Below are 17,275 nucleotides of genomic sequence, written 5' to 3' on the forward strand. Positions count from 1 at the left end.
CGCGGCGTGCGGGTTAGGAAGGGTCCCCTGGACAACCGCAGGCGTTGAGAAGGGGCCCTTCCTCAGCCCGTGGGGAGGCGGAGGACGGCGAGCACCGCGCGGTGGTCGCTGCCGCGAACCGGGTGCACCGAGACGGCGCGGACGGCGATCCGCCGGTCCACCAGCACGTGGTCGATGGTGACCGGCGGGATCGGGTCGCCGTCGTACGGCCCCCACGTCCCGGTGAGCCCGGCCCCGGCCGCGTCGGCCGCGTCCACGTACCCGGTGTCGAGCAGGGCGCGCAGCGGGGCGTGGTCGAGCGTCGCGTTGAAGTCGCCGGCGAGGACGCTCAGCGGCCCGTCCGGGGTCGCCGGCGGCTGTGCCGCGAGATCCGTGCGCCAGTAGTCGACCTGGTCGACGGCGTACGGGGCGGCGGGATGCGCGGACTCGACCCGGACCGGCGGCGCGCCGGGCACGGCGACCGTCCCGTACGCCTGGTCGAAGCCCCAGCCGCCGCGGTTGTGCCGGACGCCGCCCGCGCTGACCGGGAACCGCGCGTACATCCCGGAGCCGAGCGTGCCCTCCGCCGGGTGCAGTTCCCGGTGCGGCAACAGGGTGTCGAGGCCCAACCGGTCCAGCTCCGCACCGATCTCCGGCGTGAACTCCTGTACGGCGAGCACGTCCACCGAGTGCCTGCGGACCAGGTCGACGAGCACCCGTGCGTCGGCGGTGCCGGCCAGCAGGTTGGCGGTCAGCAGCCGCACCACCGGACCGTCAGCGCCCGGCGGGGCCGAGCCGAACGCCCGGGGCGCCACCACGGCGACCAGCGCCACCGCCGTCACCGCCGCGACCACCGCGGGCCACCGGCGCCGCAGGGCGACAGTCAGCACCAGGGGGAGCAGGCTGACCGCCGCGACGTACGGCGTGAACGCCAGCAACTGGACCAACGGCCCCCGGTCCAGGCCGAGCAGACGGACCGCCGCCCACACGACGCCCGGCACGACAGCCGCCCAGCACACCACCGTGGCGGCGCGTCCGCCGCCGTCCCCGTTTCCGCGCACGCCGGCAGCCTAGCCGCAACCGGCTCCGGCAATGTTTCATGAATGGGCGGACGCTCACTTTTTGCATTTGTTGAATTGGGTTGTCCGACGTGATCGACTATTGACGTCTGACTTTTTCCGGTGCTACTTTCCACCTGGTTGCGACGTCGCAACCCCCAGTAGTTGTCCCAGCTCAGCAGCCGTGCCGGTCGGTGCGCGATCACCATTCGCGGTGCGCTCGGCGATCAATGATTCCCGGCGAATGGCGCTCATTTCCGCACCGGCGAAATCGTCAACCAACCGTCCCGTCATTCCCGGGTCGGCCGGATCACCACGGTCACAAAAAGGGAGTCCTGTCATGACCTCGATCCTCAGACGCAAGGCCGCGACGGTCGCGTTCGTCGTCCTGGCCCTCACCCTGGCCGGCGGCGGGATGGCCGTCGCGAAGCCGGCGGCGGAGACGCCCACCGAGGCCGTCCTGACGGTCCAGCAACCCCGGGCCGCGGGTCAGCCGCCGGTGACTGCCGCCGAGCGTGCCGCGGCTCGGGCCGCCCTCGCCAAGGGCGACGTCGGCACGACCGCTGTCGGTGCTCTTTACGCAGTCGTTGTCGAGCAGGCCCCGACGCGGGTCGTCCGCTCGTCCGCCATGGGCGTCACGGTCACCCGGCTTAGCACCGGCTGGTACTCGGTCAACTTCCCGGTCGACGTCCGCCGTGCCGTGTATACCGCGACCATCGGCACGAGCGATCCGCTGCTCGTCCCGCCGGCGGGGGAGGTTTCCGTGGCTCCCCGGCGTGACCTGGTGAACTCGGTGTTCGTCGTGACCCGCAACTCGTCGGGTGGTGCCAGTGACCTACCGTTCCACCTGGTCGTCCACCGGCTCGTCTGAGTCCCGCCAAACCGGCCCCCCGGCGCCGCGCCGGGGGCCGGTTCTCGTCGTTCCGGCCGGCGGTCCTGTCCCTTTCTAAGAGGATTGTCTCCTCCCGTGCCTGGTCGGGGCGGTAATTCCGACGTTTGTCCGAGGGCCGGCACGGGAAGCAAGCACCGTGACGGACATCTCGGACACCCTGGCCAGCATGCCCAACGCGGTCGAACCCGACGCGACCGGCGTCGAGCTGCAGCAGACCCTCGCCGAGGTCAGACGCGTGATCGTCGGGCAGGACCGGCTCGTCGAGCGACTGCTCACCGCGCTCCTCGCCGAGGGTCACTGCCTCCTGGAGGGAGTGCCCGGCGTCGCCAAGACGCTCGCGGCGCAGACCCTCGCCACGGTGGTGGGTGGCAGCTTCTCCCGCATCCAGTTCACCCCCGACCTGGTCCCGTCGGACATCGTCGGCACGCGCATCTACCGGGCCTCCCGGGAGACCTTCGACATCGAGCTGGGCCCGATCATGGCGAACCTGGTGCTCGCCGACGAGATCAACCGGGCGCCGGCGAAGGTGCAGTCCGCGCTGCTCGAGGCCATGGCCGAGCGGCAGGTCTCGATCGGCGGACGGACGTGGGACGTCCCGGCCCCGTTCCTGGTGCTGGCCACCCAGAACCCGATCGAGTCCGAGGGCGTCTACCAGCTGCCCGAGGCCCAGCGCGACCGGTTCCTGATGAAGATCGTCGTCGACTACCCGAGCGACGACGAGGAACTCGCGATCCTCTACCGGATGAGCGTCGACCGGCCCACGCCCCGCCGGGTGCTGGACCCGCAGCGCCTGCTCGACCTCCAGGCCCGGGCGGCCCGCGTCTTCGTGCACCACGCCCTCGCCGAGTACGTGGTCCGGCTCGTCCTCGCCACCCGCGACCCCGGCCGGTTCGGGGTGCCCGAGATCGCTCCGCTCCTCGCGTACGGGGCGAGCCCGCGCGCCACGCTCGGCCTGGTCGCCGCCGGGCGGGCCCAGGCACTGCTGCAGGGCCGGGAGTACGTGCTGCCCGACGACATCCGCGACCTCGCGGTGGAGGTGCTCGCCCACCGGCTGGTGCTCTCCTTCGACGCGATCGCCGACGGGGTGTCCGCCGAGTCGGTGGTCCGTCGACTGGTCGACGCCGTACCACCGCCCCGCGTGGCCACCGGTCACCCGGAACAAGCCGCGGACCTGGCGGCCGCCTGATGGGGTGGCGCGGCAGGACGGCGGCGACCGTGCCGCCGGACCCCGGGCTGGCCGACCTCGCCGGGGACGGGCGGCTGCGGCGGCTGGAGCTGACCGTGACCCGGCGGCTGGACGGGCTGCTGCACGGACAGCACCAGGGGCTGCTTCCGGGACCGGGCACCGAGCCGGCCGGCAGCCGGGAGTACCGACCCGGTGAGGACGAGGTCCGGCGGATGGACTGGGCGGTCACCGCCCGGACGACGGTGCCGCACGTCCGCGAGGTCGACGCCGACCGGGAACTCACCACGTGGTTGCTGGTCGATGCCAGCCCCAGCATGGAGTACGGCACGGCGGAGCTGGACAAGCGGGAACTCGCCGTGGCCGCCGTGGCCGCGGTCGGCTTCCTCACCGCCGGGGTGGGCAACCGTCTCGGCGCGCAGGTGCTCACGCCGACCGGGCTGCGCCGCTTCCCGCCCGGCACCGGGCGTACCCACCTGTTCGGGCTGCTCCGGACGCTGCTGGCCGCCCCGCGCACGGGCGCGTACGACGAGGACACGGCCCCGCTCGCGCCGCCCGACCTGGTCGAGGCGCTGGACGCCGTGCACCGGGTGGCCACCCGGCGCGGGCTCGTGGTGGTCGTCTCGGACTTCCTCGACGGTCTGCCCGACGACCCGGCACAGGCGGCGCCCTGGGAACGGACCCTGCGCCGGCTGGCCGTCCGCCACCAGGTGCTGGCCGTCGAGGTGACCGACCCGCGGGAGTGGGACCTGCCGGACGTCGGCCTGGTCACCCTGGTGGACCCGGAGAGTGGTCGACGGCGGGACGTCTGGACCGGGGACCCGCTGCTGCGCGAGCGGTACGCGGCCGCCGCGGCCGCCCAGCGCGACCAGGTACGCGAGGCGCTGCGGCGCAGTGGTGCGGCGCACCTGTCGCTGCGGACCGACCGGGACTGGGCCGCGGACATCGTGCGCCACGTGCACCGGCAACGCCGGCTGGCTGCCGCGCCGGCCGGGACGGCCCGGGGAGGTGTCGCGTGATCTGGCTCTCGCCCGTCCGCCTGTGGCTGCTGCTCGGCGTGCTCGCCCTGGCCGCCGGCTACATCCTGGTGCAGCGCCGCCGCAGCCGGTACGCGGTGCGCTTCACCAACCTGCGGCTCCTCGACCGGGTCGCCCCGCAGCGCCCCGCGTGGCGGCGGCACGTTCCCGCCGGGCTCTTCCTCGCCATGCTCGCGCTGCTGGTCGTCGGCTTCGCCCGGCCCACCGCAGAGGTGCGGGTGCCGCGGGAACGGGCGACGGTGATGGTGGCGGTGGACGTCTCCACCTCGATGCTCGCCAACGACGTGGAGCCGGACCGGCTCAGTGCCGCCCGGGAAGCGGCCCGGTCCTTCGTCGACGGCCTCCCCGACGAGTTCAACGTCGGCCTGGTCGCATTCGCCGGCAGCGCGGCCGTGCTGGTGCCGCCGGGCACCGACCGGGAAGCCCTGCACGAGGGGATCGGGCGGCTGGTCGAGGGCGCGACCGGTGTGCAGGGGACGGCGATCGGGGAGGCGATCAACACCTCGCTCGGCGCGGTGCGGAGCTTCGACGGCGAGGCGGCGAAGAACCCTCCGCCGGCCCGCGTCGTCGTGCTGTCCGACGGCGCGAACACGGCGGGCCTGGATCCGATGGAGGCCGCGGCCGACGCGGTGGCCATGAAGGTTCCGGTGTACACCATCGTGTTCGGCACCCCGAACGGCTTCGTCGACCGGTTCGGCCGGCCGATTCCCGTGCCGGTGGACGGGCAGACGCTGATCGCCGTCGCCGAGGAGACCGGCGGCCGGTTCCACGAGGCCGGCAGCGCCGAGGAGCTGAAGGCCGTCTACGAGGACATCGGCAGCTCGGTGGGCTACCGCACCGAGCGGCAGGACGTCTCGGCCCGGTTCATCGGCCTCGGGCTGGTCTTCGCGATGGGCGCGGCGGCGGGCTCGATGCGCTGGTTCTCCCGCCTGCCCTGATCCCGAGCAGGGGGCTGGTCACGGTGCGGCCGATCGACACGTGAGGAGCGTATGCATGGGAGTGCAGACCGGGCTGGGCGAGCCGCGGGGCCCCTGGTTCATCTCACCGGAGCTGGGCCCGGACGGGCGGTCCCGCTGGGACGTACCCGGATCGGATCGGGACGGGGCGGGACGGCGCTGGCACGGCCGGTTGCTGGCCGGCCTGACGGTGGTCGCCCTTTCCAGCGCCTCCGGCGCGGTCGCCGGCGGGCTCGTGGCGAGCCGGGACGGCGCACCGGGACCCGCGGCCGCCTCGGCCGCGCCGGTGCCGGCCGAGCTGGTGACGGCCGCCGAGAAGACCGTCCCGGGGGTGGTGTCGGTGCTGGTGGGCGGTGGGGCCGGCGCCTCGGCGACCGGCTCCGGCTTCGCCGTCGACGACCAGCAGCACATCATCACCAACGACCACATCCTGGCGAAGGGCCGAGACGGCTCGGTGACCGTGGAGCTGCCGGACGGGCGGCGGTTCGCGGCGGAGGTGGTGGGCCGGGAGCCGCGCAGCGACCTCGCGGTGCTACGGGTGCCGCCGTCGGCCGGCCTGTCCGCGCTGCCGCTGGCGAAACCGGGCTCGACCCGGGTCGGTGAGCCGGTCCTCGCCGTCGGCTCGCCCCTCGGCCTCGCCGGCACGGTGACGGCCGGCATCGTGAGCGCCCTGGACCGGCAGGTACGCCTCGGCGACAACCGGCACACGGCCGTGCAGACGGACGCCTCGATCAACCCGGGCAACTCCGGGGGTCCGCTGGTGAACGCCCGGGGCGAGGTGGTCGGGGTGAACACCGCGATCGCCACCATCGACGGGAACGGGTCGATCGGCATCGGTTTCGCGATCCCGATCGAACAGGTTCAGCAGACGGCCGACACGATCATCGGAAAGGGCGGCTGAGTAACCGTCGGTGACTGACCGATTACGCGCGGAATAGCGGATGTGTCGGATTTCAGCGCCGAGTGATCAAGCCATGGAAATATTACGTTGAGTATGAATACTGGCGGGGGTGGAGCGTCCTCTCATCGCGGTCCTCCTCCTGGTGGGCCTGATCATCGGAATCGGTCTGGGATCGTCGTACACGCGGGCGCGGCGCGGGTGGACCGACTACCAAGCCGCGAAAAAGACGGTGCCCGGCGCGCGGCGCACGGCGTGGCTGCTCATCCGGGTGGTCACCACCAAGGTCGGCGTGATCGCCCTGCTGCTGGTCGGTGCCGTCGCGTACGCGGCGGTCGGCTCCGACGGCGAGCCCGAGCGCGCCGACCCGAGCCCGTCCGCGACCACGGCCAACCGCTGACCGGCGCGGGCCGCGTCCCGGGGACCGCGCAGGCGGCACCGGACGCTGGTCCGGGGGACCGTGCGTGCGGCACCGGACGCGGCGTTAGCCTCGGGGCATGGACGGCGGGCTGCGGGTGAGCGACCGGTGGGTCGTGTCCGACGCCGAGCTGCGGGAGCGCTTCTCCCGGTCCTCCGGCCCCGGCGGGCAGGGTGTCAACACGACCGACTCGCGGGTGGAGTTGAGCTTCGACCTCGGCGCCTCCCCGGGTATCCCGGAATCCCTCCGGGCGCGGGCCCTCGAACGCCTCGCCGGACGGCTCGTCGACGGGGTGCTCACCGTGGCCGCCAGCGAGCACCGGGCCCAGCTCGCCAACCGGGAGGCGGCCCGGGAGCGGATGGCCGCGCTGCTGCGCGAGGCGATCGCGCCGCCGCCGAAGGCCCGGCGCCCGACACGACCGTCCCGCGCGGCCAAGGAACGCCGCCTGGCCGAGAAGAAGCGGCAGGCCCAGCGCAAGCGTGACCGCCGCGTCGACGGCGACTGACGGCCACCGTGACACTGTGCCAAGCCGGGCCGCCCTCCCGGCCCGGTTCGGACTACTCCGGCAGGGCGTCGAGCAGGCGGGCGCGCAGCCCCGCGGCCCGCTCGGCGAAACCGCGCTGCGCGGTCGCGTACTCCGCCCGCCCCTCCGGGGTCTCCACCCGCACCGGCGGGTATCCGAGCGCGGCCAGGTCGTACGGACTGGCCCGCATGTCGAGGGTGCGGATCTCCCGCGCCAGCGCGAAGGCGTCCGCCACCAGTTCGCTCGGCACCAGCGGGGACAGCTTGTACGCCCACTTGTAGAGATCCATGTTGGCGTGCAGACAGCCCGGCTGCTCCAGCGCGTGCTGGCTCTCCCGCGTCGGGGTGAGCACGTTCAACGGCCGGGCCGGGGCGGTGAAGAACCGGTACGCGTCGAAGTGGCTGCACCGTACGCCCCGCTCCTCGACGACCGTCGCGGTGTGTTCCGGGCTCAGCCGCAGCGGCCACGCGTTGTGCCGTACCTCCGCCTGCGTCTGCCGGTAGACCATCGCCCACTCGTGCATGCCGAAGCACCCGAACTGCGCGGCCCGGCCCGCCGTGGCGCTGAGCAGCGTCCGGATCCAGGCGACCGACTCTGCGCGCCGGGCGCGTACCCCCTCGGTGTCGAGGGTGACCCCGGCGGCGCCGGCGCGGTAGTCCCGCCCGAAGTCGACCGGGTCCGCGTCGCGCAGCACCACCCCGGCGCCCGGATGCCAGCGGCGCAGCTGGGCGGGGCGGTGCGAGTAGTAGGTGAACAGGAAGTCCTCGACCGGATGCTTCTCGCCGCGCCGGCGGCGGGCCAGGTGCGGCGTCAGCCAGCCGTCGACCCGCTCCTCGTGCGCCCGGCGCCGGGCCTGCCAGACCGCCGCGTCGAGCACGGTGGTCGGGGCGAGGGCGGCAGTCACGCACCCCAGGGTACGACCGCCGCCCGCGCCGCCGGTCAGGCCACGTCCACCCGCACCCCGGCGGAGAAGACGCCGCTGCGCAGCTCCAACTGGGTCGGCGGCTCCCGACCGTTCACCGTGAAGACCAGCGGGAGCACCATTCGGCTGCCGGCCGCCATGGGCCGGGCGAACACGTCCCGCCCCAGGTTCGCCCGGCGGGTCGCCTGCTCGTCGGTACTGACGAAGTTGCCGTCGGCGAGGTACGCGCGCTGGAGGCGGCCGTGCCAGCTCTGCTGCTCCGGTGTGAGGTTGCGGACGCCGACCGTGGCCGCGCACTGCCGCGCGCCCCGGCCCGGCTCGCACGCGACGCGGTAGACGGTGAACTCGAACGCCGCCTCGCGCAGCGGCTCGCCGACGGCGCCGGACACCCCGGTACCGACCCAGGCGCCGCTGGTGGGGCGGCTGTCGGTGTCGACGCCGGAGACCTTCCGGGTCGCCGTCCAGGCCGCCGTGCCGACGGTGCCGGCCAGCACCACCGCGGCCACCGGCACGATCAACCACGTCGACGGCTTCCGCCGGAGCGGCTCGGCCGCAGGAGCCGCCGGCCGCGGATAGACGGTGCCCCGCGCGTCCTCGACGAGGGCCGCGGCGCGCGGGCGGCGCCGACGTCGCCACGTCCAGAACCCGCCGAGGGCGACGGCGGCGACACCACCGAGGCCGGCCAGCAGCACCGTCGGCTGCCGCCACACCGGCGGCTCCTCCTCCGTGGCCGTCGCGGCCGGGGAGGGCGCGGCCTGCCAGGTCGCGGTCGCGCAGTCGTACGGGCGGTAGCCGTCGGTGGCGAAGGCACAGGCGGGCGCGGTCAGCGGCCGGCCCGGCGCGGCGGTGATCGCGGTGGCCAGGGTGGTGGTGCTCCGCGCGGGCAGCCGCAGGTTCCAGGTCACCTCGGTCACGTCCTGGCCGCCGTTCCGGGTGGCCCGGCCGCCGCTGGTGATCGAGGTCGGCGACGTACCCGGGGGCAGCTCCTGGCGGACGGTGGTGGCCACCGGCCGGCTGCCGTCGTTGCGGACCTGGATGCGGTACCGCGGCGCGGGTGTGCTCTCCGGCGCGACCCGCACCGTGACCGGCGGCTTCGGCGGCGGGACGACCGCCCGGGTCGGGGTCGGCACGGCCGGCGGGGCCGACGGCCGGCCCGGTTCCTGGCTCGCGCCCGGTTGCTCCGTCGCCGCGGCCACCGGTCGTGGCGCGGCCACCGGTCGTGGCGCGGCCACCGGTCGTGGCGCCGCCACCGGTTGCGCGGCCACCGGTTGCGCGGGCGCCGGTCGGGTGGTGGCCGGCTGCGTGGCGGCGGCCCGCTGAGCGGTGGCCGGCTGCGTGGCGGCGGCCCGCTGAGCGGTGGCCGGCTGCGCGCCGGTCGGGTCGGGTGCCGCGGCCGGCAGCGCCGGTACGGCGGCGAGGATGCCGAGGCAGTGGACGAACACTGCGAGGGCCCTGTGGTGTCGTGTCGATGCAGGCATACGAACGAACCTCCGGAGCCGACGCTAGGGGCGCGCTCACGCCGTGCGGGTACGAAGTCGGGAAGTCCGCCCCGGCGGTCCGGCGATGACGTATGGTGCGCGGCCGGCGTGTCCCGTGGGGCCGTGGCGCGGCCCGTGGTCGCCGCTGCGGGCAGTGGCCGCGCGGGACGCGTGGCCACCGCTCTCCGCCCCGGGCACCGGGGCTAGATTGGCCAGGTGCGTATCGCTCGTTTCGCTCATGCCAACGGAATGTCGTTCGGGGTCGTCGAGGGGGAGTCGGAGGCGGGTCCGCAGGGCCTGACCATCGCCGAGATCGACGGGCACCCGTTCGGGCGGATCAACTTCACCGGTGGGCGGTGGGCCCTGTCCGACGTGCGGCTGCTGTCCCCGATCCTGCCCAGCAAGGTGGTCTGTGTCGGCCGCAACTACGCCGAGCACGCCGCCGAGCACGGCAGCGAGGTCCCCAAGGAGCCGCTGCTCTTCCTCAAGCCGTCCACCTCGGTGATCGGGCCCCGGGACGCCATCCGGCTGCCGATCTTCTCGAAGCAGGTCGAACACGAGGCCGAGCTGGCGGTCGTCATCGGCGCCCCCGGCGCCCGCCGCGCCGACCGGGCCGCCGCCGAACGCGCGATCTTCGGCTACACCTGCGCCAACGACGTGACCGCCCGGGACCTGCAGCGCACGGACGGCCAGTGGACCCGGGCCAAGGGCTTCGACTCGTTCTGCCCCATCGGCCCCTGGATCACCACCGGCCTCGACGTCACCGACCTCGAGATCCGGTGTGAGGTGGGTCGCAACCCGGACGAGATGGAGGTCCGCCAGCTCGGCCGCACCCGCGACATGGTGTTCGACGCGCCGGCCCTGGTGTCGTACGTCTCGCACGTGATGACGTTGCTCCCGGGGGACGTGATCCTGACCGGTACGCCGGCCGGGGTTAGCCCGCTCGTGGACGGGGATACGGTCACCGTGCGGATCGAGGGGATCGGCGAGCTGACCAACCCGGTCGTGCCCGTCACCTGATCCGCCCTGAGGCCCGTTTCCGCAGCTCACGGGTGGTTTGTGGGGCTCGATTTGGCCACGCGGCGCGGGGAAGGTAAGGTTTGTACCCGGCGCCGCGAGGGGCCAATGGGGTATGGGGTAATTGGCAGCCCGACTGATTCTGGTTCAGTTAGTCTAGGTTCGAGTCCTGGTACCCCAGCGCAGTCGCGATTCGCGAGAATCGCGGTCGCTGGATTCTGGCGGAGGTCCGACCTCTGATAGAGTTCGGCTTCCCGCCCCTGAGGGTGGGAGCAGCAGGTTCTGGCCCCGTCGTCTAGCGGCCCAGGACGCCGCCCTCTCAAGGCGGTAGCGCCGGTTCGAATCCGGTCGGGGCTACAGCAGTGACAGCCCGTCCCACCACGTGGGGCGGGCTTCGTCGTTCTCCGGCACCGCTTCGGGCCGCTGTCCGCCGGTCGTCGGTAGCTGCCCCGGGGTGCGTGCGCGTGCGGCCCCCGTCGTCGGCGCCGTGGCCGGTGCCGCTAGACTACTGCCGCACCGCTCGACCAGGCGGTGAAGCAGGAAAGTTCCTGGCCCCGTCGTCTAGTGGCCCAGGACGCCGCCCTCTCAAGGCGGTAGCGCCGGTTCGAATCCGGTCGGGGCTACAAACGTCGAAGGCCCGCCTCGCGTCCCGCGAGGCGGGCCTTTCACCGTCCGCACCCCGCACCCCGGGCGCCGCCCGCCCACAGCGCGTCGATCATGAGGTTGGCGGCAGTTTCGGAGATCCACATCGCCGCCAACCTCATGATCGACGTGGACCCCGGGGTTAGAGGCCGGAGAGGCGTTGGCCGGCTCGGACGACGGCCATGGCGTGGCGTTCGCCGGGACGGCGGCCGAGGCGTTCGATCGGGCCACTGATGCTGATGGCGGCGATCACGCGGCCCGTACGGTCACGGATCGGCGCGGAGACGCTCGCCACACCGGCCTCCCGCTCGGCCACGCTCTGCGCCCAGCCCCGCCGGCGGACCTCCGCGAGGGTGCGGCCGGTGAACTTCGAACGCGGCAGCAGCGGCATGACCGCCTCCGGCGGCTCCCACGCGAGCAGGATCTGCGCCGCGGAGCCGGCGGTCATCGGCAGCACCGAGCCCACCGGCACGGTGTCGCGCAGCCCACTGGCCCGCTCGGCGGCGGCCACGCAGATGCGCTCGTCGGCGCGGCGCAGGTAGAGCTGGGCGCTCTCGCCGGTGGCGTCGCGCAGCGCGGCGAGCAGCGGCTCCGCCGCGGTCAGGAGCACGTCGGGCGCCGCGTTGGCCAGCTCGCCCAGGCGTGGGCCGGGACGCCACCGCCCCTGCGTGTCGCGTACCAGCATCCGGTGGATCTCCAGTGCCTGTGCCAACCGGTGCGCCGTTGCCCGGGGCAGCTTCGTGCGTTCAACGAGTTCGGCCAGGCTGGCGCCGTCGACACAGGCGGCCAGGATGACCACCGCCTTGTCGAGAACGCCGACACCGCTCATACTGTGTCCCACAAGCCGAAACTTACCTCCCAGAATTTAGGATGTCCAGATGGTGGGAGTCACTCCTGAGCCGAGGACCCTGGCCGAGAAGGTCTGGGACGCGCACGTCGTACGGTCCGCCGCGGGCGAGCCTGACCTGCTCTTCATCGACCTGCACCTGCTGCACGAGGTGACGAGCCCGCAGGCGTTCGACGGGCTGCGCCTCGCCGGCCGCCCGGTCCGCCGCACCGACCTGACGATCGCGACCGAGGACCACAACACCCCGACCGGGTACGCCGACCCGTCGTTCCGGTCCCGCCGCGGCGACCTCCTCACCATCGCCGACCCCACCTCGCGTACGCAGATCGAGACGCTGCGCCGCAACTGCGCCGAGTTCGGCGTGAAGCTGCACCCGCTCGGCGACGAGAACCAGGGCATCGTTCACGTCATCGGCCCCCAGCTGGGCCTGACCCAGCCCGGCATGACGATCGTCTGCGGCGATTCGCACACCGCCACCCACGGCGCGTTCGGCGCCCTGGCGTTCGGCATCGGCACCAGCGAGGTCGAGCACGTGCTGGCCACCCAGACGCTGCCGCAGGCCCGCCCGAAGACGATGGCGGTGAACGTCGTCGGGGAGCTCGCGCCGGGCGTCACCGCCAAGGACCTGGTGCTCGCGCTGATCGCCCAGGTGGGCACCGGCGGCGGGCGCGGGCACATCGTGGAGTACCGGGGCGAGGTGATCCGGAACCTCTCCATGGAGGGCCGGATGACCATCGCCAACATGTCCATCGAGTGGGGCGCCAAGGCCGGCATGATCGCTCCGGACGAGACGACCTTCGCGTACCTGAAGGGGCGGCCCAACGCCCCGACGGGCGCCGACTGGGACGCCGCGGTCGCCTACTGGCGGACCCTGCCCACCGACGAGGGCGCGACCTTCGACGCGGAGGTCACCCTGGACGCCAGCCGGATCACGCCGTTCGTGACGTGGGGCACCAACCCCGGTCAGGGCGCCCCGCTGGACGCGTCCGTGCCCGACCCCGAGGAGTTCGTGACCGAGCCGGAGCAGGCCGCCGCCCGCCGCGCGCTGGCGTACATGGACCTCACGCCCGGCACTCCGCTGCGGGACCTCGCGGTCGATGTGGTCTTCGTCGGTTCCTGCACCAACGGGCGCCTGGAAGACCTGCGTGCCGCCGCCGACGTGCTGCGTGGGCACCGGGTGGCCGACGGCGTCCGCATGCTCGTCGTGCCCGGCTCGGCGGCCGTCCGGGAGGCGGCCGAGGCCGAGGGGCTCGACAAGATCTTCACCGACGCCGGCGCCGAGTGGCGCTTCGCGGGCTGCTCGATGTGTCTGGGGATGAACCCGGACACGCTCTCCCCGGGCCAGCGGGCCGCGTCGACCTCCAACCGCAACTTCGAGGGCCGCCAGGGCCGGGGCGGACGTACCCACCTGGTCTCCCCGCCGGTCGCCGCCGCCACCGCCGTGGTGGGCCGGCTGGCCGCTCCCGCCGACCTGTAGAAGAGGACACCGCTGATGGAGAGGTTCACCACCCACACCGGCACCGCCGTGCCCCTGCGCCGGTCCAACGTGGACACCGACCAGATCATCCCCGCCGTGTACCTCAAGCGGGTGACCCGGACGGGGTTCGCGGACGGCTTGTTCAGCGCATGGCGGGAAGATCCGGAATTCGTCCTCAACGATCCCGCGCATTCCGGCGCGTCGATTCTCGTCGCCGGTCCGGAGTTCGGCACCGGCTCCTCCCGGGAGCACGCCGTCTGGGCCCTGCGCGACTGGGGGTTCCGCGCAGTGATCTCCCCGCGCTTCGGTGACATCTTCCGGGGCAACGCCCTCAAGGAGGGTCTGCTCCCGGTCGAGTTGGAATTGAAAGCCGTCGAGGAGATCTGGGCCAGCGTCGAGGCCGATCCGACCACCCCGGTCACCGTCGACCTGACCGCCCGCCAGGTCCGCGTCGGGGACGCCACCTGGTCGTTCCCGCTGGACGACTTCAGCCGTTGGCGGCTGATGGAGGGCTTGGACGACATTGGACTCACCCTCCGGCACGAGGCCGACATCAGCGCCTTCGAGACGTCCCGGCCGCCGTTCCTGCCCACCGTCGCATAGCGCCGCGCCCCGTCACCGCGCCGATTTCGCCCCCACCGGTCTTACCGGTGGGGGCGAATCCGTTGCGACACAAGGGCTTTTTTCCACCGAATGTTTGTGTCCCGGCAGCGCAGGGCATACCGTGCGCGCAGAATGGCTCGCGTCGAGTCAGTTGCACAATCGGGAGGAAGTCGTGAACAAGGCCGAGCTCATCGAGGCGCTCGCTGTTCGCCTGGGGGACCGGAAGACGGCGACGGCCGCGCTCGAGGCAGTCCTCACTGAGGTCCAGGCGGCGGTCACCAAGGGCGAGAAGGTGGCGATCACCGGCTTCGGAGCGTTCGAGAAGCGCGTCCGAGGCGCCCGAACAGCCCGGAATCCGCGGACCGGCGAGGCGGTGAAGGTCAAGAAGACCTCCGTCCCGACCTTCCGCCCGGGTGCCGGGTTCAAGGAGATGGTGGCCAGCGGCAAGGTGCCGAAGGCCGCGGCGGCGGCGAAGAAGACCACCACCGCGGCCGCCAAGGCCACCGGCGCGAAGGCGACCGGCGCCAAGGCCACCGGCGCCGCGGCGAAGAAGACCACGGCGGCGAAGGCGGCGAAGACCACCACGAAGGCCGCCGCCGCGAAGAAGACCACCACGAAGGCGGCCGCCGCGAAGAAGACCACCGCGAAGGCCGCCCCGGCGAAGAAGAGCGCCGCGGCGAAGAAGACCACGGCGGCGAAGAAGACCGCCGCGGCCAGCAAGAGCGCGGCGGCCAAGAAGGCCCCCGCGAAGAAGGCTCCCGCCAAGAAGGCAGCGACGAAGCGCTGACCCCAGGCGTACGACGAGGGCGTCCACCGCAGCGGTGGACGCCCTCGTCCCGTGCCGCGGTGCCCTTGTGTGTCAACCGGGTCCCCTCCGCTACCGGGAGGCGTTGAGCAGGGCCCTCCCTTAAAGGCGGTCGGCGGCGAGGAGGCGGTCGCCGGAGAACGCGAGCAGCCAGCCGCCGCCCTTCGGCGTGGTGAAGTCGTCCGTGCGGCCGCTCAGGCGTTCCAGGGCCCCCGGGATCACCTTTCCCTGACTGCACACCGCGACCGGCTCGCCGGCCGCGCCGAGGGCGGCGAGCCGGGCGGCCGTGGCCAGCACGCACTCGTCCAGGTCCTGGCCCGCCCGCGGTTCGTCGAGGTCGCCGTCCACCTCGATGGGCAGGTCGAGCAGCGCCGCCGTCGGGTCGAGGGTCTGTACGCAGCGGCGCGCCGACGCGGAGAGCAGGCGTACCGGCCGCACCAGGGCCACCAGGGGTGCGACCGCGTGTGCCTGCGCCCAGCCCTGCGCGTCCAGCGGCCGGCCGCTGTCCGGCCCGGACCAGGTGCCCCGCTTGCCGGCGTGCCCGTGCCGGAGGAGCGCCATCGCCACCGTGACCGGTGGCAGGGCCGCGAACGCCCCGAGCACCTCGGCGTCGTGCGGGTAGCTGACCAGCCGGATCGCCTCGTCGACGGCGAGCCACCGCACGTCGTCGACCTCGGTGCCGGGCTGGAAGCCGCCGTCGGCGACGGCCCGCATCGACCAGTAGTCGACGAGCTTCGGCCGGCCCTCGCTGCGGTAGCTGACGCTCGGCAGGCGGATCTGCGGCACCGCCCGCACGTCGGTCTCCTCGGCGACCTCACGGACGGCGGCGAGCAGCGGATGCTCGGCCGGCTCCAGCTTGCCCTTGGGCAGCGACCAGTCGCCGTACCGGGGGCGGTGCACCAGGCAGACCTCGACACCGGTCGGACCGGGTCGCCAGGCGACGCCCCCCGCCGCCCGGATGCCGGGCGGTGCGACCGGCGCACCCTCCGTCGTCGGGGGCCCGCTCATCGCAGCCACGCCGTTCGACGCCGCCGGCTGGCCCGCCGCCACGCCCCCGGGAACTCCGCCCGGACGCGCCGTACCGTCGCCCGCTCCCGCTCCAGCAGCCGGCCGGCGGTCACCGCCAGTTCGTGGTCGTCCGGTCGCGTGTCGGCCACGTTCCGCCAGGTCTCGGCGGCGACGGTCGCGTCCTGGTGTTCGCCGAGCAGGTCCTGCACCCGGGCGAGCTTGCGTGCCAGCTTCGCGGCGTCACCGCCGAGCACGGGCGCCACCGCGGTGACGGCGGACCGGGCCTGCTTGCTGTCCTTGCGGACGGTGTGCCACTGCTCGTCCGGCCCGTCCTGGGCCAGCGCCGCGACGCTGCCCGGCTGGCCCGGGGCGCCGGCCAGCCGACGCCAGGGGCGGGCCACCAGGCGCGGCAGGACGTCCCGGGCCGGCGCGGCAGCCCGTCGGGTCAGCCGCGGCGAACCGGCGGCCAGGACCAGGGCGTCGACCAGGGCCCGGTAGCGGTCGGAGCGCAGCGTCTCGTCGACGGCGGCGAGGGCCGCCTCCTGCCGTTCGGCCAGGACGGCGTCGAGTCGGGCGACCGCCGCCGGGTCCAGCGGGCTCAGCGGGTCGGCGGCGGCGGTCCGCCGCAGCCGCTCCCGCAGCACCTCGACGTCCCGCGCGGCGCCCAGCGAGTCCGCGAGCCACGTCAGCTCGTCTCGTAGCCGGCCTGCCCACCCGGGCCGGACCAGCCGCCGGAAGGTCTTCAGGTCGCTGCGCAGCCGCCGGCAGGCGACCCGCATCTGGTGTACGGCGGTGTCGCCGTCGCCGACCGGCGCGCGCAGCCGGAGCAGCGGGTCGTGTGCGACGAGCCGCCGCACCTCGCGGCGGAGCGCCTCGGTCATTACCTCGCCGGCGGTCGGGTCGGCCGGCAGGCCGGTGGGGGCGACCAGGTCGGGTTCGCCCTCGGCCGCCGCGCCGAGCGCCCGGACATGCTTCGGGACGAACCCGCCGTCCCGGGCGCCGGCTTCCCGCAGCAGCGAGCCGATCCGGTCCAGCAGGTCCCGGCCGCCGGCCTTCCGTTCGACCTCGACCTCGCGGAAGGCGGAGGTGGTGGCGCCACCGGCGTCGAGCACGGTGACGTCGTCGTCCACCACCTCGGCGAGCACCGCGCCCGCGCCGTCGTGGACCTCGTACGCGCGGCGGACCGTGCGCACCACGGCGGCCGGTGCCAGCGGGGCGCCCCGGTGGACGACGGTGACCAGCTCCACCAGGTCGGCCGGGGGCTCACCGGCGGCACCCGGCCGGGAGATCTCGTGCCGGACACCGGGGGTGTCCGTCGGCAGCTTCACCGTCCAGGGCAGCGCGTCGCCCTCGCGGTGGCGCAACGAGACCCCGGACCGCGCCAGCCGCAGGTCGACGGTGTCGAAGTACGTGGCGACCAGGGTCACCGGCGGCAGCTCCCGCACTCCGCCGCCCCCCGGCGCCGCCGGGGTCAGGTCCGGCAGCGCCCAGCTGTCGTCCACCTCGTACTTGCGCTCCTCCTCCATCCGGTC

At 73.9% G+C, this 17,275-nt stretch carries 17 protein-coding genes and 3 tRNA genes; 14 read left to right on the forward strand and 6 right to left on the reverse strand.

What is annotated here, in order from left to right; translation table 11 throughout:
• Positions 1–62: 62 nt before the first annotated feature.
• On the reverse strand, positions 63–1,001 hold the full coding sequence (locus tag ACTMS0_RS18765; protein ID WP_441156695.1) for an endonuclease/exonuclease/phosphatase family protein: 939 nt from the start codon (positions 999–1,001) through the stop codon (positions 63–65).
• Positions 1,002–1,377: 376 nt separating this feature from the next.
• On the opposite strand from ACTMS0_RS18765, the gene ACTMS0_RS18770 reads away from it, so the two are divergent.
• The 7 genes from ACTMS0_RS18770 (at position 1,378) to arfB (ending at position 6,926) form a co-directional block, all read left to right on the forward strand.
• Positions 1,378–1,908, forward strand: coding sequence for a hypothetical protein (locus tag ACTMS0_RS18770; protein WP_441156516.1), 531 nt, complete (start codon positions 1,378–1,380; stop codon positions 1,906–1,908).
• Between the two features lie 157 nt (positions 1,909–2,065).
• The gene (locus tag ACTMS0_RS18775; RefSeq protein WP_441156517.1) at positions 2,066–3,115 is read left to right on the forward strand and encodes an AAA family ATPase; all 1,050 of its coding nucleotides are present in this window, start codon (positions 2,066–2,068) and stop codon (positions 3,113–3,115) included.
• Between the two features lie 29 nt (positions 3,116–3,144).
• Complete coding sequence (locus ACTMS0_RS18780) at positions 3,145–4,131, forward strand: DUF58 domain-containing protein (protein WP_441156518.1); 987 nt, start codon at positions 3,145–3,147, stop codon at positions 4,129–4,131.
• Complete coding sequence (locus ACTMS0_RS18785) at positions 4,128–5,087, forward strand: VWA domain-containing protein (RefSeq protein WP_441156519.1); 960 nt, start codon at positions 4,128–4,130, stop codon at positions 5,085–5,087. Before ACTMS0_RS18780 ends, ACTMS0_RS18785 begins: the two co-directional genes overlap by 4 nt.
• A 55-nt stretch (positions 5,088–5,142) precedes the next feature.
• Positions 5,143–6,006, forward strand: coding sequence for a S1C family serine protease (locus ACTMS0_RS18790; RefSeq protein WP_441156520.1), 864 nt, complete (start codon positions 5,143–5,145; stop codon positions 6,004–6,006).
• Positions 6,007–6,115: 109 nt separating this feature from the next.
• Complete coding sequence (locus tag ACTMS0_RS18795) at positions 6,116–6,403, forward strand: hypothetical protein (protein WP_441156521.1); 288 nt, start codon at positions 6,116–6,118, stop codon at positions 6,401–6,403.
• 97 nt (positions 6,404–6,500) lie between these two features.
• On the forward strand, positions 6,501–6,926 hold the full coding sequence (gene arfB / locus ACTMS0_RS18800; protein ID WP_441156522.1) for an alternative ribosome rescue aminoacyl-tRNA hydrolase ArfB: 426 nt from the start codon (positions 6,501–6,503) through the stop codon (positions 6,924–6,926).
• 52 nt (positions 6,927–6,978) lie between these two features.
• Here the strand turns inward: arfB and ACTMS0_RS18805 are convergent, their stop codons facing one another.
• Together ACTMS0_RS18805 and ACTMS0_RS18810 are read right to left on the reverse strand one after the other, a co-directional pair.
• Positions 6,979–7,848, reverse strand: coding sequence for a 3-methyladenine DNA glycosylase (locus ACTMS0_RS18805; RefSeq protein WP_441156523.1), 870 nt, complete (start codon positions 7,846–7,848; stop codon positions 6,979–6,981).
• Between the two features lie 35 nt (positions 7,849–7,883).
• Positions 7,884–9,344, reverse strand: coding sequence for a hypothetical protein (locus ACTMS0_RS18810; protein ID WP_441156524.1), 1,461 nt, complete (start codon positions 9,342–9,344; stop codon positions 7,884–7,886).
• 216 nt (positions 9,345–9,560) lie between these two features.
• Here ACTMS0_RS18810 and ACTMS0_RS18815 point away from each other — a divergent pair, with 216 nt between their 5' ends.
• From ACTMS0_RS18815 to ACTMS0_RS18830, 4 genes are all read left to right on the forward strand, one after another.
• Positions 9,561–10,364, forward strand: coding sequence for a fumarylacetoacetate hydrolase family protein (locus ACTMS0_RS18815; protein WP_441156525.1), 804 nt, complete (start codon positions 9,561–9,563; stop codon positions 10,362–10,364).
• A gap of 106 nt (positions 10,365–10,470) precedes the next feature.
• Positions 10,471–10,542 (forward strand) — tRNA-Gln (locus tag ACTMS0_RS18820).
• Between the two features lie 103 nt (positions 10,543–10,645).
• Positions 10,646–10,718, forward strand: a tRNA-Glu gene (locus tag ACTMS0_RS18825).
• A 193-nt stretch (positions 10,719–10,911) separates the two neighbouring features.
• Positions 10,912–10,984: transfer RNA gene (locus ACTMS0_RS18830), tRNA-Glu, on the forward strand.
• A 161-nt stretch (positions 10,985–11,145) separates the two neighbouring features.
• Here the strand turns inward: ACTMS0_RS18830 and ACTMS0_RS18835 are convergent.
• A complete protein-coding gene (locus ACTMS0_RS18835; protein WP_013284529.1) occupies positions 11,146–11,832 on the reverse strand; it encodes an IclR family transcriptional regulator in 687 nt (228 codons plus the stop codon).
• A 49-nt stretch (positions 11,833–11,881) separates the two neighbouring features.
• Between ACTMS0_RS18835 and leuC the strand changes: the two genes are divergently transcribed.
• From leuC to ACTMS0_RS18850, 3 genes are all read left to right on the forward strand, one after another.
• Positions 11,882–13,327 (forward strand): 3-isopropylmalate dehydratase large subunit, encoded by a 1,446-nt coding sequence (leuC, locus tag ACTMS0_RS18840; RefSeq protein WP_441156526.1) that lies wholly within the window; start codon positions 11,882–11,884, stop codon positions 13,325–13,327.
• Positions 13,328–13,342: 15 nt separating this feature from the next.
• Positions 13,343–13,930: a 3-isopropylmalate dehydratase small subunit gene (leuD, locus tag ACTMS0_RS18845; protein WP_441156527.1), complete on the forward strand. Its 588-nt coding sequence runs from the start codon at positions 13,343–13,345 to the stop codon at positions 13,928–13,930.
• Between the two features lie 172 nt (positions 13,931–14,102).
• Positions 14,103–14,717: an HU family DNA-binding protein gene (locus tag ACTMS0_RS18850; RefSeq protein WP_441156528.1), complete on the forward strand. Its 615-nt coding sequence runs from the start codon at positions 14,103–14,105 to the stop codon at positions 14,715–14,717.
• A gap of 120 nt (positions 14,718–14,837) precedes the next feature.
• On the opposite strand, the gene ACTMS0_RS18855 is transcribed toward ACTMS0_RS18850, so the two are convergent.
• Entirely contained in the window at positions 14,838–15,743 is a 906-nt protein-coding gene (locus ACTMS0_RS18855) for an NUDIX hydrolase (RefSeq protein WP_441156529.1), read from the reverse strand.
• Positions 15,740–17,269, reverse strand: a complete 1,530-nt coding sequence (locus ACTMS0_RS18860) for a CHAD domain-containing protein (protein ID WP_441156530.1) — start codon at positions 17,267–17,269, stop codon at positions 15,740–15,742. The genes ACTMS0_RS18855 and ACTMS0_RS18860 overlap by 4 nt, the downstream gene beginning before the upstream one ends.
• Positions 17,270–17,275: the final 6 nt, after the last annotated feature.

This window comes from Micromonospora sp. H33, assembly GCF_052068455.1.
Classification (GTDB): Bacteria; Actinomycetota; Actinomycetes; order Mycobacteriales; family Micromonosporaceae; genus Micromonospora.